Origin of the sequence: Methylophilus rhizosphaerae (genome assembly GCF_900100975.1) — a bacterium.
In the GTDB taxonomy this organism is placed as follows: Bacteria; Pseudomonadota; Gammaproteobacteria; order Burkholderiales; family Methylophilaceae; genus Methylophilus; species Methylophilus rhizosphaerae.
On sequence record NZ_FNFX01000004.1, the window covers coordinates 447,888 to 469,783 of the forward strand.

Sequence of the window (21,896 nt, forward strand, 5' to 3'; positions counted from 1 at the left end):
TTCGACCCAACAATGCTGGCGCTCATTGTCGGGTTGAAGTTGCCAGATCGTTACGCTAATAAAAAAGCGCCTTGATCACTCAAGGCGCTTTTTAAACTAACAACCAAATTACTTCAGGTCAAACCTATCCGCATTCATGACTTTGGTCCATGCCCTGACGAAATCCTGTACAAACTTCTCTCTGGCATCATCCTGCGCGTACAGTTCTGCATACGACCGCAGGATAGAGTTGGAACCAAACACCAAGTCCACACGAGTAGCAGTCCATTTCGCCGCACCAGTACTGCGTTCACGCACTTCGTACAGATTACTGCCTACCGGTTGCCATGTATAACGCATATCCGTCAGGTTGACGAAGAAGTCATTACTGAGCACGCCGGGCTTATCGGTGAATACGCCGTGCTTGCTGCCACCATGGTTGGTATCCAGCACACGCATACCGCCGATCAGTACTGTCATTTCCGGTGCTGTCAGCCCCATCAGTTGGGTGCGATCCAGTAACAGTTCTTCCGGTGTAGGCACATAGTCGGCCTGCTGCCAGTTACGGAAGCCGTCATGCAGGGGTTCCAGTACCGCAAATGAGTCGGCATCAGTCATGGCTTCCGTGGCATCGCCGCGGCCAGGCACGAACGGGACATCTACCGTGACGCCTGCCGCTTGGGCTGCTTGCTCCACCGCGGCCGAACCACCGAGCACAATCAAATCCGCCATACTGACCGGTTTATCAAATGCAGACCGGATATTTTCCAGCGCGGCCAGCACTTTCTGTAGCCTGGCGGGTTCGTTGCCTGGCCAGTCTTTCTGTGGGGCCAGGCGGATACGTGCCCCATTGGCACCGCCGCGATAATCCGAAGCGCGGAAGGTACGGGCGCTATCCCAGGCGGTGGCAACCAGTTCTGCCGTGGTCAGGCCGCTGGCCAGGATCTGCACTTTGAGTGTGGCAATGTCTGCCGCACTCAAACTGCTGTTACCTGCCGGTACCGGGTCTTGCCAGACCAGGTCTTCCTGCGGCACATCCGGGCCGAGGTAGCGTGCTTTCGGCCCCAGGTCGCGATGAGTCAGTTTGAACCAGGCACGCGCAAATACCTCAGAGAAATAGGCCTGGTCTTTATGGAAGCGCTCGGAAATCTCGCGGTAAACCGGGTCCTTGATCATCGCCATATCGGCATCGGTCATGATAGGGTTACAGCGGATGGACGGGTCTTCCACATCTGCTGGCTTGTCTTCCTCCCTGATGCTGACCGGCTCCCATTGCCAGGCGCCTGCCGGACTCTTGGTGAGCGCCCATTCGTGTTCAAACAGCATTTTGAAATAGCCATTGTCCCAGCGTGTAGGATGCGTGGTCCATGCACCTTCAATACCGCTGGTGACGCTGTCACGCCCGATACCACGACCGGTGTGGTTGTTCCAGCCCAGGCCTTGCTCCTCTATGCCGCCGGCTTCCGGGCTTGGCCCTAAATTGGCCGCATTACCATTGCCGTGCGCTTTACCGACGGTATGGCCGCCTGCCGTCAGGGCCACAGTTTCTTCGTCGTTCATGGCCATGCGGGCAAAGGTTTCACGGATATCCCTGGCCGTTTTCAATGGGTCAGGATTACCATCCACCCCTTCCGGGTTGACATAGATTAGGCCCATCATCACGGCGGCCAGCGGATTTTCCAGGTCACGTTCGCCGGAATAGCGGCTGCCCTGGGCGCCGGTTTTTGCCAGCCATTCTTTTTCATTGCCCCAGTAAATATCTTTTTCCGGGTGCCAGATATCGGCACGGCCACCGGCAAAGCCATAAGTTTTCAGGCCCATGGATTCATAGGCGATGGTGCCGGCCAATACGATCAAATCCGCCCAGGAGAGCTTGTTGCCGTATTTTTTCTTGATCGGCCACAGCAGGCGGCGCGCCTTGTCCAGGTTGCCGTTATCCGGCCAGCTGTTCAGCGGCGCAAAGCGCTGGCTGCCCGTGCCGGCACCGCCACGACCATCCGCGATACGGTAAGTCCCCGCAGCATGCCAGGCCATGCGAATCATCAAGCCGCCGTAATGCCCCCAGTCAGCAGGCCACCATGGCTGGCTGGCGGTCATGAACGTATGTAAATCCTTTTTCACCGCTTCCAGGTCCAGCTTTTTGAATTCTTCGGCGTAGTTAAATGTGTCGCCCAGCGGATTGGTTTTGCTGTCGTGCTGGTGCAGGATGTCCAGGTTCAGGGCATTTGGCCACCAGTCAGTATTGGAAGTGCTGGCCGCAGTATTGGCGCCGTGATGAAACGGGCATTTCCCCACAGAGGGATTGTTTGTATTTTCCATCTTCAATCGTTCCTTATTTTTTAATCGTTGAAGAATGGGCACGATGCGTTGCCTGCGGCCCATTCCTGAAATATAGCTTTGTTAAAATTCATGATGTCAGCGTGATGTCGTGCCCTGCCTAGTGGCTGGCTGCATAAGCAGCGAGTATGCCTTCACAGGCTTGTTGCCACTGTTGCATCCATGTTGTCATGTTGCCTCCTTTCTTGAGTATCGGTATGGAAGGCATTCTAGGCAGGTATTTTCAATTTGTATAATTGTGTGTTTTTATTCAATTGATAAGTTAAATTAATAGATATACAATCAATCTATTCATTCTACCCATAGGGGAAACCCATGACCTTGATCGAACTCAAATTCGTGCTGGCGGTGGCGCAGGAGCGTAATTTCCGCCGTGCGGCGGAAAAATGCTTTGTGACGCAGCCCGCCCTGAGCCTGGGCATTAAAAAGCTGGAAGAGGAATTAGGTGTGTCATTATTTGAGCGCAACCGCAATGAAGTGACGCCAACGACCATTGGCGAGCAGATTATTGCGCAAGCCAATATCGTGCTGGAACAGGCAGGCAAGATTAAGGAAATGGCCAAGCAGGGCAATGACCCGCTCAATGGCACCTTCAAACTGGGTATCATTCATTCCGTGGGCCCTTACCTGTTACCGGAAATGATTCCGCCGCTGGTGAAAATGGCACCCCATATGCCACTGGAAGTCGAGGAAAACATTACCGCAACGCTGGAACAGCAATTGAGAAATGGCGTGATCGATGCGGCCGTGGTAGCGCTGCCGTTTGATGTACCAGGCGTGGAAACCATCCCGCTCTATGATGAAGACTTTAACGTGGTGGTGCCGGTTAACCATCCCTGGGCCCACCGTAAAACGGTTAGCCCGGATGAATTAAGCAACGAGAAAGTGTTATTGCTGAATACTGGCCACTGCTTCAGTAACCAGGTGACCCAGGCCTGTCCGGAACTGAATCGAAAAGGTGAAGTGCTGCAAGGCAACTCGCTGGAAACCATCCGTAATATGGTCGCATCCAATTTGGGGATCACGGTGTTGCCGGCCATGGCCACCGCTGCGCGCTACCAGAATCCGTTACTGCAGGTGATTCCTTTCACCAAACCGGCACCCAGCAGGCGCATTGCCCTGGCCTGGCGCAAGAGTTTTGTGCGCACGGCGGCAATTGAGGTACTGGAAAAAGTGATGTCGGATATTGGTAAGCAGCAGACAACACTGACCATCGGCTAGTCGGCCAGCCTTGTGGTTAATAGGCAATCGCGACGCGAAAGCCGGTCACCGCTTTATCTTCCACGCCCAGCGTGGCTTTGACAGGCTGCTCCTGCTGCGCGGCCAACCCCTGGTCAACACTCACAGCTGCCGTCAAATACTCCGTCGGTTTGAGGATTTTGCGCAGGACAGGTTCGTCAGCCATATTGGTCAGCGTCAGCTCTATGTCAGGATACGCCTGCGGCACATCGCCATGGTTGATCAGGACACTGGAAAACACCAGCACATTCTCGCGTTCCCTATGCTCCTGGATATCGGCGTCATCAATGGTGAGCTGTGCGATGTCGTGCGGCAATGCCACCTCGCAATGCGCCAGTTTGCACAGGCTTTGCAACAGGGGTTTGGTAGCAGGATAATTGGCCGCCAGGTTGACGCGCATGAAATACAGGTATTGGAACAACAACGTCAGCAACAGTACTACGGATAATGCAGAAAATAGCCAGGGTCTGGCGGTTTTTTCAGGCAGTGATGGCCGGTCATCGGTCACCGATACATTGCGCAGGAAATCCGGAATGGTGACTTCAGGCCCTTCTTCGGCCGGCAGGTTCCAGGAGATTGCGGGCACAGGTGCATCTGGCCTGATGTCGGGAATAGCGTCCGCAATGCGGAAGTCAGGTTCCAGCGGGTCGATTGGGGCAACAGGTAGCTCAGTAACGACAGAGAATGCTTGTGCATCGTTTTCGGTGATGGCTGGTTGCTCAGGCTCCTCTGCCCGTAACATTTCTGCCTGAAGCCCTTCTTCCGCCTGGACGATGGAAGCACGCGCATCAAACACATGGCTGCATTCACCACAACGCACTTTGCCAGCATAGGCCAGCAATTGCGCATCATCAACTTCAAACTGGGTGTGGCAGGCAGGGCATGCCGTGATTAAGGACATTTTCTGGTTCCCGTCAGCAAGACCCATCCATCTTGCTGGATGGGGACATCCATTTCAAACCATTCTGAATAGCGGGCCAGCAACATCTCCTGCTGGCTTTCCAGTATGCCGGATAATGCAACTTTGCCACCGTTTTTGCAAGATTTGGCAATCACGGGAGCCAGCACCATCAGGGCACTGGAAAGGATATTGGCAACGATGATGTCAAACGGCTCGTGCAGGTAATCTGCCGAATCATAGAAGACAGCCTCGACCTGGTTGTTGGTGGCATTGTCGCGGCTGGCAATCACGGCCTGCGAATCAATATCCACGCCTATGACCTGACCTGCACCCAGCTTTTTGGCAGCAATCGCCAGAATACCGGAACCACAGCCATAGTCCAGCACATTGGCTTGTGCCAGTTCAGCTTTGGGCAACTGCGCCAGCCAGCTCAGGCACAAATGCGTGGTCGGATGGCTGCCAGTACCAAACGCCAGGCCTGGGTCAAGCACGATATTAAGCGCTTCGGCATTCGGGGCCTGATGCCAGGATGGGACTATCCATAAATTGTCAGTGACGCGGATAGGATCAAACTGGGCCTGGGTGGCACGTACCCAGTCCTGCTCCTCAATCTGCTCCAGCTGATATTTCAACCCATCCAGTTGCAACTCTGATTGCACGGTAGCCAGCAACGCCTGCACATCAGCCTCGGCATCCAGCATGGCGGTGACGATATTCTGCTGCCAGATGCCAGGCGGCGGATCACCAGGCTCACCGAAAATGGCCTGTTCCGCCAGGGTGTCCGCATGCGCATCTTCAATACTGACGGATAACGCACCGTGTTCCATCAGCACCTCGCTGAGCGGCTCGGCCTGTGGCTCGGTCGATTGAATTTTAAGTAACAGCCAATGCAAGATTACTTTGAGCTGATACCCAGCTTCTGCTCCAGGTAGTGAATGCTAGTGCCGCCTTGCTGGAAGGCCAGGTCAGCCATCAGGTCAGCGTGCAAGGCAGTATTGGTCTTAATGCCTTCCACATTCATTTCAGACAAGGCTACACGCATCCTGGCAATCGCTTGTTCGCGCGTTGCACCATGTGTAATCAGCTTGCCGATCATGGAATCGTAATGCGGCGGCACGGTATAACCGCCATACACATGCGTATCCACGCGCACGCCTGGGCCGCCTGGCAGATGGAAGCGATTGATAAATCCGGGCGAAGGCACGAAAGTATATGGATCTTCCGCATTGATACGGCATTCAATGGCATGCCCCGTCAACACAATGTCGCGCTGGCGGAACGGCAATTTCTCGCCCGCAGCAATGAAAATCTGCTGTTGGACCAGGTCCAGGCCCGTGATCATTTCAGTCACGGTATGTTCCACCTGTAAGCGGGTGTTCATTTCAATGAAGTAGAACTCGCCGTTTTCGTACAGGAATTCGAAAGTACCTGCACCCCGGTATTTAATTTTGCGACAGGCTTCGGCACAACGCTCACCGATCTTGTCACGTAGTCTCTCCGGCAACAATGGCGAAGGTGCTTCTTCAATGATTTTCTGGTGGCGGCGCTGCATGGAACAGTCACGGTCACCGAGGAAAACCGCATTGCCGTGTTCGTCTGCCAGCACCTGGATTTCAATGTGGCGCGGGTTTTCCAGGAATTTTTCCATGTAAACCATGGGGTTGCCAAACGCACTTTGTGCTTCGGCCCTGGTCATATTGACCGCATTCAGCAATGCCGCCTCGGTATGTACCACACGCATGCCGCGACCGCCACCGCCACCAGCGGCCTTGATAATCACCGGATAACCAACACGTTTGGCAGTTTTGATGATTTCCGCCGGGTCATCCGGCAAGGCACCATCGGAACCTGGCACACAAGGCACGCCCGCTTTTTTCATGGCATCCTTGGCAGAAACTTTATCACCCATCAGGCGGATGGTTTCAGCGCGCGGGCCAATAAATACAAAACCGCTTTGCTCGACGCGTTCGGCAAAGTCGGCATTTTCAGACAAAAAACCGTAACCGGGATGAATCGCCTGCGCATCTGTCACTTCCGCGGCGCTGATAATTGCCGGAATATTCAGGTAACTTTTAGTAGAAAGCGCCGGGCCGATACAGACCGATTCATCCGCCAGTTTCACATATTTGGCATCACGGTCCGCTTCGGAGTGCACGGCAACGGTTTTAATCCCCAGTTCACGACAGGCCCGCTGTACACGCAAGGCTATTTCGCCGCGGTTGGCAATCAGGATTTTCTCAAACATAGAAACTTAACCAATCAGGAATAAAGGTTCGCCGTACTCGACAGGCTGGCCGTTTTCAACAAAAATTTTCTTGATCACGCCAACATACTCGCTTTCAATTTCATTGAGCAGTTTCATGGCTTCGATAATGCACAACGTCTCGCCGGCATTAACGTTGCTGCCAACATCCACAAATGCTTTGGCATCAGGAGAGGCTGCGCGGTAGAACGTGCCCACCATAGGTGATTTCACTACCTTACCTTCCGGTTCTGCCGCAGGCGCGGCAACGGGCGCCGCCGCGGGTGCGGACGCTGCCGCGACAGGGGCGGCTGCGGCAGGCGCAGCTACGTATTGCACCGCTGGTACCGCGCTCGCGCGGCTGATGCGCACTTTTTCTTCGCCTTCAGTCAGCTCCAGTTCGGAAATGCCTGACTCTTCGACCAGATCAATCAATTTTTTGAGTTTACGTAAATCCATAGAAACCTCGATTTAGAATGTTTTGTATTTAGTTATGTTGCTGGATATAGCGATATGCAGCGTAATAGCCGTCCGCCCCCAGGCCGCAAATAACGGCAGTGGCAATATCACTGAAGTAAGAATGGTGCCGGAACGACTCTCGTGCATGCACATTGGAAAGGTGTACTTCAATAAACGGAACCTTAACTGCCGCAAGGGCATCACGGATGGCCACGGAAGTATGGGTAAAGGCCGCCGGATTGATAATCACATAATCGACACGATTGACCGCTAATGTGTGTAATTTTTCTATAATCTCCGCCTCGGAGTTACTCTGGAACGTTTCCAGGCGCACCTGATCTGCGCGCGCAAGTACTTGCAAATGCTGGTTTATATCTGCCAGCGTTTGGCTGCCATAATGCTGCGGCTCACGGGCGCCCAGCATATTGAGATTGGGGCCATGGATCACCAGAATGGATTTGGTGCTCATTTTCACGCGCCTTTGATAGAGAAAAATACAACCTTCATGGCGCGAAGTTTGCCGAAGTTATTGCATTTTGTCCAGAAAAATTCGCAGGATGATGAAAAGTGGAAAGTCGCTAATCTGGCTGCCAACTACAGGAGTTTTGCAGCGAACATGCCGCAATCAAGCTCACGTTATCGGCTTGCAAACACACGTAAGAGGCTACAGGTTCAACGCCGATGACAGCATTTTCCGACTTACGCGCCCAAAGAAAATATGGGTGATTTCGCCTTGGGCAGAAACGATCACTGTATAAGGTAATACGCCTTTATTATTGCCCAGGGTTTCAGCTAACGGCATGCCTTCATTCTCGGCGATGAGCAACGGATAAACGACCGGGGTACTTTCCACAAATTCATGGACGGCCGCCGCTTCATCCACAGCCAGCCCCAGCACAGCCACTTCTGGATGGGCGCTCGCCAGCTCGGAAATTTCGGGCATTTCTTCACGGCAGGGTTCGCACCAGGTTGCCCAGAAGTTCACAATCATGGGTTTGCCTTTAAATTGTGCCAGCGGATAGGTTTTGCCTTTCTGGTCGCTCAGGGTGGCATTCCATAAAGCATTCATGTGGGACTCATCCGGCAGAGTGGCTTCGGTTGCCAGGAATTGATGCCGGTTCAGGTATAACCAGCGGAAACCGCTACCGAGTACTACCATCAGCAATACCGTCATCACGATACTTGCAACTTTACGCATGCGGTGATCCCCCAATGCTTTGCAGGATTTTAAGGAAGCGACCAGCGTCGTGATAGCCTTTAATCACTGGTTGCACTGTTTGTCCCTGCGCATCAAAAAACACGATACCAGGGGGGCCGAACAATGCAAATTTTTTCAGCAAGGCCGCATCCTGCGCGTTATTGGCGGTCACATCTGCCTGCAATAACAGCATTTGCTTCAGCTCGGCCTGCACGGCGGGTTCACTGAACACAAACTGCTCATATTCCTTGCAGGAAACACACCAGTCTGCGTAGAAATCCAGCATCACGCGCTTGCCTTGTGCCGATTGCACGGCCTGTTCCAGCTCCTGCACGCTACGCACACGCTGGAAACTCAGTGCAGGCAGCGCTGCCTGCCTGCCCGCTGTCAGGGTTTGCAGAGGCTGCAATGGCGACCTTGCACCGCTCCATGCGCCGATCAGCAGTGCAATACCATATAGCAGTAGCATCAGCGCTACGCCCTTGGTCAGTCGTTGCCCTGTGGTGGCCGTGGTGGGTAAAGGATCAATTGCCCGCAGATAAATCGCGGGAATAATGCACAGTGCTGCCCACAACAGTAACTGCAAGGCCACCGGCAGAATAGGGCTGACTACCCAGACCGCCACGGCCAGCATCAGCACGCCAAACAGGCGGCGGATGGCGTTCATCCATTCACCGGCCTTGGGCAGGATAGAACCGGCAGAAGCGCCAATCAGCAACAATGGCACGCCCATGCCCAGGGAGAGGGAAAACAGGGCCACAGCGCCCAGTACCACATCATGTGTCTGACTGATATAGAGCAATGCCCCTGCCAGAGGCGCAGCGACACAGGGGCTGATAATCAGTGCCGAAATGGCACCCATCAGAAAGTCGCTGAGCAAATGCCCACCGGTAAACCGTTTGCTCCAGTTAAAAAAGGCATTCTCAATCACACTGGGCAGCTTCAGTTCATAAAAGCCGAACATGGAGAAAGACAGTGCCACAAAAATCAGCGCACCGGCAATCAGGGCTGCGGGCGTTTGCAAGGCATTGCTTAATAACTGGCCTGACAGGCCAGCAGCTACCCCAGCCAGCGTATAGGTCAGGCACATGCCCAGGGTATAAGCCAGTGACAAGGTAAATGCCTTGGCACGGGAAGTGTGGGCATTCTTGCCGACAATAATGCCGGACAAAATGGGGATCATCGGGAAGACACATGGCGTGAAAGCCAGCAATAACCCTGCACCGAAGAAGCCAGCCACGATTTGCCACCAGCGGCCGGAAGAAAGTAATTTCCCCGAGACTTCGTCTTCTGTTTCCAGGGCCGCCAAAGGCGAGGTCGTGTTGGTTGCCGCTGGCGAGGCCACAGCATTTAGGGGCAACGATTTGGTTTGTGGGGGGTAACACAAGCCTTTTTCACTACAACCCTGGTAACGCACTTGCAATACCGCAGGTACCGCAGCAGAAAACACCACATCCGCCACGGTGTCATGATGGAAGACTTGCTGCGGCCCAAAGTTGGGGTCGTTTTTGGCCTCGCCGGAGGGCAGGGTCAATTGCGCCGTTTCCCCAGTTGGTGAAACCAGCTGGATACGCTCACGGTATAAATAATGGCCAGGTGCCACAATAAACCTGAGTTGCGCATGCGTGGCATCCACCAGCGCAGCTTCAACCTTAAACGCTTTATCAACCGGCAGGAATTCTTGCGCATCGTCCTCGGTAAATAGCTGGCCGAAACCCGTCGCTGCCTGTAGCGGCATCACCATTGCCAGCAGCATCGCCAGCGTCAACCATCGTCTGAACCACATTGTGATCACCATTTACTCCTGCACCCAATGTGCCGGATCCTGAATAATTCCGGAATTTTTAGTCGCCATCATCGCCTCACGCCCTCGTTTCAGCCGCGACCCAATGCAGGTATTCCGGCAATCCCTCGTTGACATGGATAGCGACAATCTCGGGAAGTTCATACGGATGCAAGGCACGTATCCTGTCCGCCAGCCTGGCATAGCCGTCACATGTGGTTTTAATACTCAAACCGATCTCTGCCGCTGTCTCAATCTGACCTTGCCAGCGGTAAACTGATTTCACAGGGCTTGAAATATTGACACACGCCGCCAACTGTTCAGTAACCAGTGCATGAGCCATGCTCTCTGCACATGCCATATTCGGCACATGGGTAAACACGATTATAATTTGCTCTTTTGGCGTCATGGGCGCTCATCAACAGACTGGATTTCTGACATGCGTTTTTTCATCTTTGCTATTTTACTGGCTTTTCCGTTTCTGGAGATAGCGATCCTGATTGAACTCAGCCAGCGTTATGGTTGGTGGGTACTTGCTTACCTGCTGATTATCGGTTTTCTGGGCCTGAAATTGATCCGCAGTGAAAAAGACCTGATTGCTGCGCGCATGTTTCAACAGATGGGCGCTGGCGGCAATCCGATTTCTGCCATGTTCTCCACTGCCCGCAATATGTTTGCCGGTGTGCTGCTGCTGATTCCTGGCGTCATCAGTGATGTGATTGCTGTGATTCTGTTGCTGATTCCGGCAAACAATGCTCCCTCAGCCAGTAGCGCCAGCAACAGTAGTCATTTTAACTACCATGCCAGCGCCAATGATGAAGTGATCGAAGGTGAGTATACTGAGGTCAGCGAACCAAAACCGGCGGATAATGTAGTGCACCTGCCACGCAAAGACTAACGCCCAGAAAACAGCCATGAACCATGTATTAATTGAAAACAGCGGCCACACTTTTGATGTGCGGCCCAGCCAGACCGTGCTCGAAGCAGCCATTGAAGCCGGTATCAATATGCCTTATGGCTGTCGCAACGGTGCCTGTGGCGCCTGCAAAGGTAAAGTGCTGTCGGGGAAAGTATTCCACGACGACTATCAAGGCAGCGCCATGAGCGACGAAGAACTTGCTGCCGGGCAAGCGCTATTTTGTTGCGCCCGCCCGCTGGAAGACCTGGTGATTGAGTGCCGCCAGATCGATATGGTACAAGGTATCAAACCACGTATCCTGCCGGTTCGCGTGCAACACAAGGAACAACTGACAGAAGATGTCATGGTGTTGCATTTGCAACTGCCAGCCACGGAGCCACTGACATTCATGGCTGGACAATATCTGGAATTTCTACTCAAAGATGGTCGTCGCCGCGCGTTTTCCATCGCCAATGCACCACATGAAGCCGGATTTATTGAACTGCATATCCGCAAAATCACAGGCGGACACTTTACCGAACAGGTTTTTAATGAAATGCCATTAAAAACCATTCTGCGCGTAGAAGCCCCTTTGGGTAGTTTTTTCCTGCGCGAACAGAATGAGAAACCTATCATCATGGTCGCTGGCGGCACCGGGTTTGCACCGATCAAAGGCATGCTCGAATACATGATTTACCAGAATATCCAGCGGCCCGTTCTGCTGTATCGCGGTGCGCGCCGGGTGAGTGATTTATATATGGATGACCTGTGCCAGCGCTGGGCACAGTTTATGCCGAATATTCAATATATCCCCGTCATTTCAGAAGATGAAGCTAATGATGACTGGGATGGCCGTCGTGGCTTGATCCATCAAGCTGTGCTGGAAGATCATGCAGATTTAAGCGGCTTTGAAGTGTATGTGTGTGGTGCACCGGGCATGGTGGATATTGCTAAAGAGACATTTGTAAAGCAAGGACTGCCTGAAGAAGAGTTTTATAGTGATGCGTTTACGTTTGCGCCTAAGTAAGTGATTTACTCATTAGGTTTCTTTTCGCTACTTCTAAGGATCATCCACAGTTACAGCTAACTGGGCGGAAGTAGGTTTTATGTAGCGATCTTTTTCGCCTACAGGCGAAAAAGATCGTCCATTCAGTTAAATGTCGGTGGGAATTTGAACAAAAGTAATTCGATCACAGATGGGCTGACTAATAAACAGCTACCCCTTCAACCACCTAGCCACATCCATCGCATAGTAAGTCAACACCCCATCCGCCCCCGCGCGCTTAAACCCTAACATCGCTTCCAGCACACAGGCTTTTTCATCCAGCCAGCCATTTTGCGCCGCTGCTTTCAACATCGCGTATTCACCACTGACATGATAAGCATAAGTCGGCACGCCAAACTCGTCTTTCACTCGACGTACGATATCCAGGTACGGCATACCTGGTTTCACCATCACCATGTCTGCACCTTCTTCAAGGTCCAGCGCCACTTCTTTCAATGCTTCATCAGAATTGGCTGGGTCCATCTGGTAATTGTATTTATTGCTTTTGCCCAAGTTGGCCGAAGAACCAACCGCATCACGGAAAGGACCATAAAATGCAGAAGCATATTTGGCCGAATAGGCCAGTATGCGGGTATAGATATAACCATCTTCTTCCAGTGCATCACGAATGGCGCCAATCCGGCCATCCATCATATCCGAAGGCGCAACCACATCCGCACCGGCTTCTGCATGGCATAAGGCTTGTTTGACCAGCACTTCTACGGTTTCATCATTGAGCACATAGCCGGTATCATCAATCAGGCCATCCTGGCCGTGGGTGGTGTACGGGTCTAACGCCACATCAGTGATCACACCTAATTCAGGAAACGCTTTTTTCAAGGCGCGCACCGTGCGTGGCACCAGGCCTTCCGGGTTATAGGCTTCTTTAGCGTCCAGGCTTTTGAATTCCTGCGGCACCACCGGGAACAAGGCTAATGCAGGGATACCGAGTTTCACACACTCTTCAGCGGTTTTCAGCAATACATCTATGCTTTGACGTTGTACGCCAGGCATGGATTTTACGTCTTCAATCTTGCCTTCCCCTTCCAGCACAAATACCGGGTAAATCAGGTCGTTCGCTGTCAGAACATTTTCACGCATCAGCCGACGGGAAAAATCGTCTTTACGCATGCGACGGGGGCGGATGGCTAAAAACTGGTTACTCATAACATCCTCAACTTTATTCAGTAATGGTGGTTGGGCGCGATAATTTATTTGCTGGAATCAGGTAAACACCTTGGCGAGCTCGGCACCGGGATTGTCCTGGCGCATAAATGCTTCGCCGACCAGGAAAGTATGCACGGCATGATCGCGCATCAATTTGACATCGTCAGCCGTGAAAATTCCACTTTCGGTGACCACAATTTTGTCGCCAGAAATTTTGCTCAGCAAGTCTAAAGTGGTGTCCAGCGTCACTTCAAATGTGCGCAGGTTACGGTTGTTGATACCCAGCAAGGGGGTGGTCAGTTGAATGGCTTGCGCCAGTTCTTCACCGTTATGCACTTCCACCAATACAGCCATGCCCAGGCTATGCGCGACAGTTTCCAGTTGCTGCATTTGTGCCAGCGTCAACGCAGCAGCAATCAGCAAAATACAATCGGCACCCATGGCACGTGCTTCATAGACTTGGTATGCGTCTATCATAAAGTCTTTGCGCAACACTGGCAGGCTACAGGCAGCACGCGCCTGTTTCAGATAGGCGGCTGAACCCTGGAAATATTGCTCGTCAGTCAGCACGGACAAACATGCCGCACCGCCTTGCTCATAGCTGGCAGCAATGTCGGCCGGCTTAAAATCTTCGCGGATAACGCCTTTGGAAGGGCTGGCCTTTTTAATCTCGGCAATCACGGCAGCTTTGCCCGCGGCAATTTTGCTGCGAATCGCACCAACAAAGTCACGCGTGGGCACCTGTTGTGCGGCTAGTGCTTGCACGTCGGCCAATGGTAGTTTTGCTTGTGCCGCTGTGATTTCTTCGGCTTTGGTTACCAGGATTTTATTTAAAATATCACTCATAAGTCTGTCCGTTTACCTTGATCCAACCGCCCTGGCGACCCTGTGGGTCATGATGCGTCCAATGCATGATGCCACCCTTGGGGTTGTAAATATATTCGCCTTTAAACTGCACCTGATCGCCCACATTCAACCCGGCAACGCGCGGTGCCAGATCAATATTGTGTGCAAACAGCAATGTTTGTCCCGCAGAGATACTGACCAGGAAACGTTGGTGCCTGGCGCCTTTGTTATCATCGGGTAATAGCTTTTTCACCACTCCACTACCCTCCAGCCAGATATGACTTTGCTTTTGCGCAAATGCTTGCTTCAGTGCGGCATTGTCTTGCGCTGCCAGGCCAGAAGACAGTGATTGCAGGTTAAGCGTCTGGGCCTGCGATTTAACTTCAACAGTCGATTGCGGCTGATTACTTGCAGTTTGTTGCGATGTTTGCTGGCAAGCTGCCAGCAAACAGAACATCGCAATCAGCGGGTAATGTTTCATGCGGCTTGGCTCAATGTCTTCAGTTGCTGCAATTTACTCAAAGCCGCACCTGAATCAATGGATTGTGCCGCTTGCGCAATGCCTGCCGGTAAATCATTGGCCAGGCCGGAAACGTAAATGGCCGCACCGGCATTCAGCAACACGATATCGCGTGCCGGGCCTTTTTCCCCAGACAGCAAACCAAGAATAATCTCACTCGAATGCTGTGCACTTTCAACACGGATGCTGTTGATGTCGTGCAAAGGCATGTTGAACTGGGTCGGGCTTAGAGTGTACTCGCTGACCTTGCCATCTTTCAGTTCTGCCACATAGGTATCAGCAGAAAAAGAGATTTCGTCCATTTCATCGGCACTATGCACCACCATCACGTGTTCGCTACCCAGTTTTTGCAAGGTTTGCGCCAGCAATGGCACAAGGTCGCGATGGAACACGCCCATCACCTGGCGTTTCGCGCCCGCCGGATTGGTCATCGGCCCTAACAGGTTAAACATGGTGCGCACACCGAGTTCACGCCGCACCGGAGCGGCATACTTCATGGCCGCATGATGATTAGGGGCAAACATAAAACCGATACCCGCTTCATTGACGCAACGCACCACCTGTTCAGGCGTCAATACGATATTCACGCCAAGCGCTTCCAGCACATCGGCGGAGCCACTTTTGGAAGACGCAGCACGGCCACCATGCTTGGCGATTTTGGCACCTGCACCTGCGGCAACAAAGGCTGACGCGGTCGAGACGTTAAATACCTTGTTAGGTGCCCCGCCCGTGCCACAGGTATCAATCAAATGACGGGTATCGTTGATGACCACTTTGCTCGATAGATCGCGCATGACTTGTGCGGCTGCCGCAATTTCGGTCACGGTTTCACCTTTGACACGCAAGGCCGACAAAAAGCCTGCAATCTGGATCTGCGTGAATTCCCCGCTCATGATCTGCTGCATGATTTCCAGCATTTCCTCATGGGTGAAATCGGTGTGGTCAATCAGGCGTTGCAGCGCAATTTTAGGCGTGATGGCCATCAATAGCCTTTCAGGAAATTATCCAGCAGTTCATGCCCATATTCTGTCAGGATAGACTCCGGGTGAAACTGTACGCCTTCCACGGCCAGTGTTTTATGCTTGACGCCCATGATCTCACCATCATCCGTCCAGGCCGTAATTTCCAGGCAATCCGGGAGTGTTTCACGCTCGATCACCAGTGAATGGTAACGCGTCGCGGTATACGGGTTAGGCAAATTCCTGAACACACCGGTATTGGTATGGTGAATCAATGAAGTCTTACCGTGCATCAGCGTCTTGGCTTTGATGATATTGCCGCCAAACGCCTGGCCTATGCTCTGGTGACCCAGGCAGACACCCAGCAAAGGAATCTTGCCGGCAAACTCATGAATCAGCGGTACGGAAATCCCGGCTTCGTTTGGTGTACAGGGGCCGGGAGAAATCACGATTTTCTCCGGCTTCAGCGCCGCAATCTGCTCCAGCGTGATTTCATCATTCCGGTGTACGTGAACGTCTTGCCCCAACTCGCCAAAATACTGCACGAGGTTATAGGTAAAAGAGTCATAGTTATCAATCATCAACAACATATCAGGCTCCTTTTCCTGTAATTAGTGTGGCTTCGTTGTCCAGGCCTGCCTGTACCAACTCGGCGGCACGGATCACCGCCTTGGCTTTGTTCCGGGTTTCTTCCCATTCGCTTTGGGGCACTGAGTCAGCAACGATGCCAGCTCCCGCTTGTACGTAGAGTTTTTTGTCTTTAATCACTGCCGTACGAATCGCGATCGCGACGTCCATATCACCGTTAAAGCCCAAATAGCCAACGGCCCCGGCGTAGATACCGCGCTTGGAAGGCTCCAGCTCTTCGATAATTTCCATGGCACGCACTTTAGGTGCACCGGAAACCGTACCAGCCGTGAAAGTCGCTTTCAATACATCAATTGCATCCAGGCCTGGTTTAAGCTGGCCTTCGACGTTACTGACGATATGCATCACATGTGAATAACGCTCAATGGTCATATTATCGGTCACTTTAACGGTACCAGTCAGCGCCACGCGACCAACATCGTTACGACCCAGATCCATCAGTTGCACGTGCTCGGCACGCTCTTTCGGGTCGGCCAGTAACTCGGCTTCCAGCGCCAGGTCGTGATCGCGGTTTTTACCACGAGGACGCGTGCCGGCGATCGGACGTGAAGTCACGGTCGTATCTTCCAGGCGCACCAGGATCTCCGGTGACGCGCCAACCACATGATGGTCGCCCATATCGTAATAGAACATATACGGAGAGGGGTTCAGGCTGCGCAAAGCGCGATACAGGCTGAGTGGTGACGCATCAAACGCCTGCGACATACGCTGGCTGAGCACCACCTGCATGATGTCACCCTCAAGGATATACTGCTGTGATTTTTTCACCGCTGCTTTGAAGTTTTCTTCACCAAACTCGGAAACTGCCTGTGTTTTAGGGGTGGGCAACGCAGCAGGGATCTCTACCTGTGTCCGCAGTTTTGCCAGCAATGCCTGCATGCGCGCACTGGCCGTTTCATAAGCATTTGCCTGGGTGGGGTCGGCATAGATGATGAAATAGAGTTTGCCGGACAGGTTATCCACCACGGCAATTTCTTCGGAGACCATCAATAAAATATCCGGGGTGCCAATCTCATCCGGTTTTTTATGTTTGCCCAGGCGTTTTTCGATGTACTGGATGGTCTCATAGCCAAAATAACCTGCCAGACCACCGGTAAAACGGGGCAGACCCTCGTAAGGTGGCGTTTTAAAGCGTGCCTGATAGGCTTTGATAAAGTCGAGCGGGTTTTGATCCGTGTGTGATTCAAGAACGGTTTCGCCCTGAATGACCTGCAATTGTTGATCGCACACCACTATGCGCGTCTTTGCCGGCAGGCCAATAATGGAGTAACGGCCAAAGCGTTCGCCGCCTTGTACGCTTTCCAGTAAATAGGAGTAAGGTTGATTCGCCAGTTTCAGATACAGCGACAATGGTGTATCCAGATCGGCAAAGGTTTCCATCACCAGCGGAATACGGTTGTACCCTTGCGCCGCCAGCGCGTCAAATTCGGTCTTGCTCAAAGTGCTTAACATGATGCTTTTTTTCCAATTGAATTCGTTGAGTGTGCCGCGTTAAACCTCGCGACAGATTCAGTGCAGTTAGCGCGCACCAGCGCTTGCGGGCTGGGTTAGTCCCGCCACGAACGACGCCAGCTTAATACTGGCCAACTGGAAGAATGATGAGCACAAAACATCATGATTTTTAGGAGATTTCTTGTTATCCCCGCTTTAGGAGAGCGGGTAACTCCAGCAAGTCCACCACGTCGGTGAGTTGCTGTATCGTGGCATCCACGGTCGCCACATTAATGGCGCGTCCCTGATTATACCCATAAGGCACGGTGACCACAAAGCATCCTGCTGCTTGCGCCGCCTGGATATCGGTCTCAGAGTCACCCACCAGCATGGCTTCGGCTGGCAATGCGCCTAGTTTTTGGCAAATATGCAACAGTGGCAGCGGATCCGGTTTCTTTTTAGGCAAGGTATCGCCTGACACCACAGTTTCAAAGAAATCCGCCAGGCCAGCCTTTTGCAACAGGGGCTGGGTAAATTTTTCCGGTTTATTGGTTACGCAGGCCAGACGGTAACCGCCGGCTTTTAATTGTTGCAGGGCGGCGATAACGCCAGCAAATGGCTGGCTGTCAGTCGCATTGTTGGCATAAAAACCGTGATACAAAAGTTGCGCCCGGGCAAATAATTCTGCATCAGGCTCCACCTGCCGCTGGCCGGTAAGACAACGCTTGATCAGGTTTTGTACCCCTTCACCAATATAGGTCGTGATCTGCGCCTGCGGCAACATGGGTTTGCCCAATGCCACCAGCATACGGTTGGCGGCCTCGGCAATTTGCGGGGCGGTATCAAGCAGGGTGCCGTCCAGGTCGAACATCACCACCCTGACTTGAAACCGCATATTGATTACCCTTGCAGTACTTTAAATTTACACAGTTGCCAAGGCCGCGCGCAACTGACCCACAATCGTGTCATACCGGTTAGGGTCTGTGTCTTTACCTGCACCAAACACAGCGCTACCAGCCACGAAAGTATCGGCACCGGCTTTAGCGATGTCAGCGATGTTGTTTGCGTTCACGCCACCATCCACTTCCAGCCAGATTTGACGGCCGGTCTGCTCGTAATACGCATCGATGCGCGCACGTGCCTGCTTCAGTTTGTCCAGTGTTGCCGGGATAAACTTCTGACCGCCAAAACCAGGGTTCACGGACATCAGCAAAATCATGTCCACTTTGTCCATCACATGATCCAGGTAATGCAATGGTGTTGCCGGGTTGAATACCAGGCCGGATTTACAGCCGCTGTCACGCACCAATGCCAGGCTACGGTCGATGTGGTCAGACGCTTCCGGGTGGAAAGTGATGATATCAGCGCCGGCTTTGGCAAAGTCAGGGATGATACGGTCTACCGGTTTCACCATCAGGTGCACGTCGATCAATGCGCCGACGTTGTGAGACAGGTCACGGATCGCGTCACATACCAGGGGACCAATGGTCAGGTTAGGGACGTAATGGTTGTCCATCACATCAAAGTGCACCATGTCGGTGCCGGATTTGATCACGTTCTCAATTTCCTGGCCCAACTTGGCAAAGTTGGCAGAAAGAATACTGGGGGCAATGCGAAAAATTTTGTCCATATACTGATGTTCCGTGTATTAATCTGATATAAATTTTTTTAGTAAAACCAATATTTTAACGCCATTCTGTGTCAAATTGACAGGATTCTTGCTTGTGGGCCATGAATATAAGAAAATGTCGCCACTCTTGGACATGGATCTCACGCCACTTCAACCAATGAACTATTTGCAAGCGCTTGTTAAATTCTCCTTTTGCCTGCTCTCAAAGGTAAAATAGCGCCATGCAATTGTTTACCATTGGTGTCAACCACACCACCGCCCCTATTGCCATCCGTGAGAACGTTGCGTTTAACAACGACTCCCTGCCGCAGGCGCTGGTGGACTTGGCCCGCCATAACGTGGCCGAAGTGGCGATCTTGTCCACCTGCAACCGCACCGAAATTTATGTCCAGTCCATCCGGCCTGAAATCGTGATCGACTGGCTGGCCAGTTATCACCAGATCGATGCCAGCCAGATTCTGCCTTACACCTACACCCTAAGCAGCCATGAAGCCGTCAAACACGCGTTCCGCGTCGCCAGCGGCCTGGACAGCATGGTGCTGGGCGAAGCGCAAATCCTGGGGCAGTTCAAGCAATCGGTCAAAATTGCACAGGATGTTGGCACATTGGGCACCATGTTGCACAAATTGTTCCAGCGCACGTTTGAAGTCGCCAAAGAAGTCCGCACCAATACCGACATCGGTGGCAGCTCTATCTCCATGGCCGCCGCCGCTGTCAAGCTGGCCCAGCGTATTTTTGGTGACCTGAGTTCACAAAGCGTGCTGTTTATCGGTGCCGGTGAAATGATAGAACTGTGTGCCGACCATTTTGCGGCGCAAAAACCCCGGAAAATCACAGTAGCCAACCGTACACTGGAGCGCGGCGAACAACTGGCGGAAAAAATCCGTGGCCAGGGCCTGAACGTACAGGCGATTTTACTCAATGACCTGCCTGAGCGCTTTCACGAATTTGACATTGTCATTACCAGCACCGCCAGCCAGTTACCGCTAGTCGGGCTGGGCATGGTAGAGCGTGCCATCAGAACGCGTAAACACCGACCCATGTTTATGGTGGACCTGGCCGTTCCGCGCGATATTGAACCGGAAGTCGCTGCGCTGGATGATGTGTTTTTATACACCGTGGACGATCTGGCACAGGTGGTTTCCGAAGGCCTGGGCAACCGCCAGGAGGCCGCGGTCAATGCCGAACTCATCGTCAACGCGCGCGTTGAGCATTTCATGCAATGGCTCAAGCAACGCGAAGCGGTGCCCACCATCAAGGCACTGCGTGACCAGGTGGATAATGTGCGTAAAGCCGAGCTGGAAAAATCGCTCAAATTACTGCAAAAGGGTGAAACACCGGAAAAAGTGCTGGAACAGCTGAGTAACGCACTCAGCAATAAATTTTTACATGGCCCCAGCCATGCACTCAATAACACTGAAGGTGATGCCCATGCGCACATGGCACACCTGGTAAAACAACTCTTTCAAATCAAAGAATGACTTTTCAACCTTTGGTAGCGCCCAATGGCTTGAACATTTAGGTAATTAAACTATGAAACCCAGTATGCTGCAAAAGCTCGCCAATTTGAGTGATCGCCTCGAAGAGCTTAACCGCCTGCTCAGTAGTGAAGGCGTCACCGACAACATGGATAACTACCGTAAAATCATGCAGGAACACACGGAAATTACGCCGATTGTCGAGCAATATCATATCTATGCCCAAACCGAGGCCGACCTCAAGGAAGCGCACGACATGCTTTCCGACCCGGAAATGAAAGAGTTTGCGCAGGAAGAAATCGACAGCGGCAAAAAACGCCTGGAAGAAGTCGAACTCACGCTGCAAAAACTGTTGCTGCCCAAAGACCCCAACGACGATAAAAACATCTTCCTTGAAATCCGCGCCGGTACCGGCGGTGACGAATCTGGCCTGTTTGCCGGTGACCTGTTCCGCATGTATTCACGCTTTGCCGACCGCCAGGGCTGGAAAGTCGAAGTCGTCTCCGCCAACGAAGGCGAAGTGGGCGGTTACAAAGAGATCATCGCCAAAATCATCGGCTATGGCGCCTATTCAAAACTCAAATTCGAGTCTGGTGGTCACCGTGTACAACGCGTGCCCGATACCGAAACCCAGGGCCGCATCCACACCTCTGCCTGCACCGTGGCGATTCTGCCGGAGGTGGAAGAAGTCGGCGATGTCGAAATCAACCCGGCCGATATCCGTATCGATACCTTCCGTGCCAGTGGAGCTGGTGGTCAGCACATCAACAAAACCGACTCCGCCGTGCGGATTACCCACGCGCCGACCGGCATTGTGGTGGAATGCCAGGATGGCCGCAGCCAGCATGCTAACAAAGCCCAGGCCATGCAAGTGCTGGCCGCGCGCATCAAGGCCAAACAGGTCGACGAACAACAAAGCAAAATCGCCTCGGAGCGCCGCAACCTGATTGGGTCCGGTGACCGCTCGGAACGCATCCGCACCTACAATTATCCGCAAGGTCGTATTACCGATCACCGTATTAACCTGACACTGTATAAAATTGAAGCAATCACCGAAGGCGATATGGATGAGCTGATCAACACACTGGCAACCGAATACCAGGCCGATTTATTGGCCAGCCTGGGTGAGGATTAAT

General features: G+C 52.7%; 22 protein-coding genes. 5 read left to right on the top strand and 17 right to left on the bottom strand.

What is annotated here, in order from left to right; all coding sequences use genetic code 11:
- Window positions 1-108: 108 nt before the first annotated feature.
- Window positions 109-2,298 (bottom strand): catalase/peroxidase HPI, encoded by a 2,190-nt coding sequence (gene katG / locus BLP53_RS11560; protein ID WP_091472312.1) that lies wholly within the window; start codon window positions 2,296-2,298, stop codon window positions 109-111.
- A gap of 333 nt (window positions 2,299-2,631) precedes the next feature.
- Between katG and BLP53_RS11565 the strand changes: the two genes are divergently transcribed.
- The gene (locus tag BLP53_RS11565) at window positions 2,632-3,537 is read left to right on the top strand and encodes a hydrogen peroxide-inducible genes activator (RefSeq protein ID WP_091472313.1); all 906 of its coding nucleotides are present in this window, start codon (window positions 2,632-2,634) and stop codon (window positions 3,535-3,537) included.
- A gap of 16 nt (window positions 3,538-3,553) precedes the next feature.
- On the opposite strand, the gene BLP53_RS11570 is transcribed toward BLP53_RS11565, so the two are convergent.
- From BLP53_RS11570 to cutA, 8 genes are all read right to left on the bottom strand, one after another.
- Window positions 3,554-4,456, bottom strand: coding sequence for a DUF3426 domain-containing protein (locus tag BLP53_RS11570; RefSeq protein ID WP_091472314.1), 903 nt, complete (start codon window positions 4,454-4,456; stop codon window positions 3,554-3,556).
- On the bottom strand, window positions 4,447-5,349 hold the full coding sequence (gene prmA, locus BLP53_RS11575) for a 50S ribosomal protein L11 methyltransferase (protein ID WP_176755282.1): 903 nt from the start codon (window positions 5,347-5,349) through the stop codon (window positions 4,447-4,449). The genes BLP53_RS11570 and prmA overlap by 10 nt, the downstream gene beginning before the upstream one ends.
- A 2-nt stretch (window positions 5,350-5,351) precedes the next feature.
- Window positions 5,352-6,701 carry an acetyl-CoA carboxylase biotin carboxylase subunit gene (accC, locus tag BLP53_RS11580; RefSeq protein WP_091472316.1) on the bottom strand — a complete coding sequence of 450 codons (1,350 nt, stop codon included), beginning with the start codon at window positions 6,699-6,701 and terminating at the stop codon, window positions 5,352-5,354.
- Window positions 6,702-6,707: 6 nt separating this feature from the next.
- Window positions 6,708-7,157: an acetyl-CoA carboxylase biotin carboxyl carrier protein gene (gene accB / locus BLP53_RS11585; RefSeq protein WP_091472317.1), complete on the bottom strand. Its 450-nt coding sequence runs from the start codon at window positions 7,155-7,157 to the stop codon at window positions 6,708-6,710.
- A gap of 28 nt (window positions 7,158-7,185) precedes the next feature.
- On the bottom strand, window positions 7,186-7,626 hold the full coding sequence (gene aroQ / locus BLP53_RS11590) for a type II 3-dehydroquinate dehydratase (protein ID WP_091472318.1): 441 nt from the start codon (window positions 7,624-7,626) through the stop codon (window positions 7,186-7,188).
- 195 nt (window positions 7,627-7,821) lie between these two features.
- Entirely contained in the window at window positions 7,822-8,355 is a 534-nt protein-coding gene (locus BLP53_RS11595) for a TlpA family protein disulfide reductase (protein WP_091472319.1), read from the bottom strand.
- Window positions 8,348-10,153 (bottom strand): protein-disulfide reductase DsbD, encoded by a 1,806-nt coding sequence (gene dsbD / locus BLP53_RS11600; protein ID WP_245652816.1) that lies wholly within the window; start codon window positions 10,151-10,153, stop codon window positions 8,348-8,350. Before dsbD ends, BLP53_RS11595 begins: the two co-directional genes overlap by 8 nt.
- Window positions 10,154-10,217: 64 nt before the next feature.
- Window positions 10,218-10,547 (bottom strand): divalent-cation tolerance protein CutA, encoded by a 330-nt coding sequence (gene cutA, locus BLP53_RS11605; RefSeq protein WP_091472320.1) that lies wholly within the window; start codon window positions 10,545-10,547, stop codon window positions 10,218-10,220.
- 30 nt (window positions 10,548-10,577) lie between these two features.
- Between cutA and BLP53_RS11610 the strand changes: the two genes are divergently transcribed.
- Window positions 10,578-11,036, top strand: coding sequence for an FxsA family protein (locus BLP53_RS11610; RefSeq protein WP_091472321.1), 459 nt, complete (start codon window positions 10,578-10,580; stop codon window positions 11,034-11,036).
- 16 nt (window positions 11,037-11,052) lie between these two features.
- Complete coding sequence (locus BLP53_RS11615) at window positions 11,053-12,063, top strand: CDP-6-deoxy-delta-3,4-glucoseen reductase (protein WP_091472322.1); 1,011 nt, start codon at window positions 11,053-11,055, stop codon at window positions 12,061-12,063.
- A gap of 189 nt (window positions 12,064-12,252) precedes the next feature.
- Here BLP53_RS11615 and hemB read toward each other — a convergent pair whose 3' ends face one another.
- From hemB to rpe, 8 genes are all read right to left on the bottom strand, one after another.
- Window positions 12,253-13,248, bottom strand: a complete 996-nt coding sequence (gene hemB, locus BLP53_RS11620) for a porphobilinogen synthase (RefSeq protein ID WP_091472323.1) — start codon at window positions 13,246-13,248, stop codon at window positions 12,253-12,255.
- Window positions 13,249-13,305: 57 nt separating this feature from the next.
- Window positions 13,306-14,094, bottom strand: a complete 789-nt coding sequence (gene trpC / locus BLP53_RS11625) for an indole-3-glycerol phosphate synthase TrpC (RefSeq protein WP_091472324.1) — start codon at window positions 14,092-14,094, stop codon at window positions 13,306-13,308.
- On the bottom strand, window positions 14,087-14,575 hold the full coding sequence (locus BLP53_RS11630) for a DUF3465 domain-containing protein (RefSeq protein ID WP_091472325.1): 489 nt from the start codon (window positions 14,573-14,575) through the stop codon (window positions 14,087-14,089). Before BLP53_RS11630 ends, trpC begins: the two co-directional genes overlap by 8 nt.
- Complete coding sequence (gene trpD / locus BLP53_RS11635; RefSeq protein WP_176755283.1) at window positions 14,572-15,597, bottom strand: anthranilate phosphoribosyltransferase; 1,026 nt, start codon at window positions 15,595-15,597, stop codon at window positions 14,572-14,574. The genes BLP53_RS11630 and trpD overlap by 4 nt, the downstream gene beginning before the upstream one ends.
- Window positions 15,597-16,163: an aminodeoxychorismate/anthranilate synthase component II gene (locus BLP53_RS11640; protein ID WP_091472327.1), complete on the bottom strand. Its 567-nt coding sequence runs from the start codon at window positions 16,161-16,163 to the stop codon at window positions 15,597-15,599. The genes trpD and BLP53_RS11640 overlap by 1 nt, the downstream gene beginning before the upstream one ends.
- A 1-nt stretch (window position 16,164) precedes the next feature.
- On the bottom strand, window positions 16,165-17,673 hold the full coding sequence (gene trpE / locus BLP53_RS11645; protein ID WP_091472328.1) for an anthranilate synthase component I: 1,509 nt from the start codon (window positions 17,671-17,673) through the stop codon (window positions 16,165-16,167).
- Window positions 17,674-17,857: 184 nt separating this feature from the next.
- Window positions 17,858-18,547, bottom strand: a complete 690-nt coding sequence (locus tag BLP53_RS11650; protein WP_091472329.1) for a phosphoglycolate phosphatase — start codon at window positions 18,545-18,547, stop codon at window positions 17,858-17,860.
- 27 nt (window positions 18,548-18,574) lie between these two features.
- On the bottom strand, window positions 18,575-19,282 hold the full coding sequence (rpe, locus tag BLP53_RS11655; RefSeq protein WP_091472330.1) for a ribulose-phosphate 3-epimerase: 708 nt from the start codon (window positions 19,280-19,282) through the stop codon (window positions 18,575-18,577).
- Window positions 19,283-19,503: 221 nt separating this feature from the next.
- On the opposite strand from rpe, the gene hemA reads away from it, so the two are divergent.
- Together hemA and prfA are read left to right on the top strand one after the other, a co-directional pair.
- The gene (hemA, locus tag BLP53_RS11660; protein ID WP_091472331.1) at window positions 19,504-20,763 is read left to right on the top strand and encodes a glutamyl-tRNA reductase; all 1,260 of its coding nucleotides are present in this window, start codon (window positions 19,504-19,506) and stop codon (window positions 20,761-20,763) included.
- A gap of 52 nt (window positions 20,764-20,815) precedes the next feature.
- On the top strand, window positions 20,816-21,895 hold the full coding sequence (prfA, locus tag BLP53_RS11665; protein WP_091472332.1) for a peptide chain release factor 1: 1,080 nt from the start codon (window positions 20,816-20,818) through the stop codon (window positions 21,893-21,895).
- The last annotated feature ends 1 nt before the right edge of the window (window position 21,896 follow it).

What these genes read in the sequence shown, in the direction of transcription:
- hemB (WP_091472323.1), bottom strand. Translation starts at nt 13,248, where the DNA reads ATGAGTAACCAGTTTTTAGCCATCCGCCCCCGTCGCATGCGTAAAGAC.
- hemA (WP_091472331.1), top strand. Translation starts at nt 19,504, where the DNA reads ATGCAATTGTTTACCATTGGTGTCAACCACACCACCGCCCCTATTGCC.
- BLP53_RS11565 (WP_091472313.1), top strand. Translation starts at nt 2,632, where the DNA reads ATGACCTTGATCGAACTCAAATTCGTGCTGGCGGTGGCGCAGGAGCGT.
- BLP53_RS11570 (WP_091472314.1), bottom strand. Translation starts at nt 4,456, where the DNA reads ATGTCCTTAATCACGGCATGCCCTGCCTGCCACACCCAGTTTGAAGTT.
- prfA (WP_091472332.1), top strand. Translation starts at nt 20,816, where the DNA reads ATGAAACCCAGTATGCTGCAAAAGCTCGCCAATTTGAGTGATCGCCTC.
- accC (WP_091472316.1), bottom strand. Translation starts at nt 6,701, where the DNA reads ATGTTTGAGAAAATCCTGATTGCCAACCGCGGCGAAATAGCCTTGCGT.
- rpe (WP_091472330.1), bottom strand. Translation starts at nt 19,282, where the DNA reads ATGGACAAAATTTTTCGCATTGCCCCCAGTATTCTTTCTGCCAACTTT.
- cutA (WP_091472320.1), bottom strand. Translation starts at nt 10,547, where the DNA reads ATGACGCCAAAAGAGCAAATTATAATCGTGTTTACCCATGTGCCGAAT.
- BLP53_RS11610 (WP_091472321.1), top strand. Translation starts at nt 10,578, where the DNA reads ATGCGTTTTTTCATCTTTGCTATTTTACTGGCTTTTCCGTTTCTGGAG.
- katG (WP_091472312.1), bottom strand. Translation starts at nt 2,298, where the DNA reads ATGGAAAATACAAACAATCCCTCTGTGGGGAAATGCCCGTTTCATCAC.
- BLP53_RS11650 (WP_091472329.1), bottom strand. Translation starts at nt 18,547, where the DNA reads ATGCGGTTTCAAGTCAGGGTGGTGATGTTCGACCTGGACGGCACCCTG.
- BLP53_RS11595 (WP_091472319.1), bottom strand. Translation starts at nt 8,355, where the DNA reads ATGCGTAAAGTTGCAAGTATCGTGATGACGGTATTGCTGATGGTAGTA.
- BLP53_RS11640 (WP_091472327.1), bottom strand. Translation starts at nt 16,163, where the DNA reads ATGTTGTTGATGATTGATAACTATGACTCTTTTACCTATAACCTCGTG.
- trpE (WP_091472328.1), bottom strand. Translation starts at nt 17,673, where the DNA reads ATGTTAAGCACTTTGAGCAAGACCGAATTTGACGCGCTGGCGGCGCAA.
- trpC (WP_091472324.1), bottom strand. Translation starts at nt 14,094, where the DNA reads ATGAGTGATATTTTAAATAAAATCCTGGTAACCAAAGCCGAAGAAATC.
- BLP53_RS11630 (WP_091472325.1), bottom strand. Translation starts at nt 14,575, where the DNA reads ATGAAACATTACCCGCTGATTGCGATGTTCTGTTTGCTGGCAGCTTGC.
- dsbD (WP_245652816.1), bottom strand. Translation starts at nt 10,153, where the DNA reads ATGGTGATCACAATGTGGTTCAGACGATGGTTGACGCTGGCGATGCTG.
- trpD (WP_176755283.1), bottom strand. Translation starts at nt 15,597, where the DNA reads ATGGCCATCACGCCTAAAATTGCGCTGCAACGCCTGATTGACCACACC.
- BLP53_RS11615 (WP_091472322.1), top strand. Translation starts at nt 11,053, where the DNA reads ATGAACCATGTATTAATTGAAAACAGCGGCCACACTTTTGATGTGCGG.
- accB (WP_091472317.1), bottom strand. Translation starts at nt 7,157, where the DNA reads ATGGATTTACGTAAACTCAAAAAATTGATTGATCTGGTCGAAGAGTCA.
- aroQ (WP_091472318.1), bottom strand. Translation starts at nt 7,626, where the DNA reads ATGAGCACCAAATCCATTCTGGTGATCCATGGCCCCAATCTCAATATG.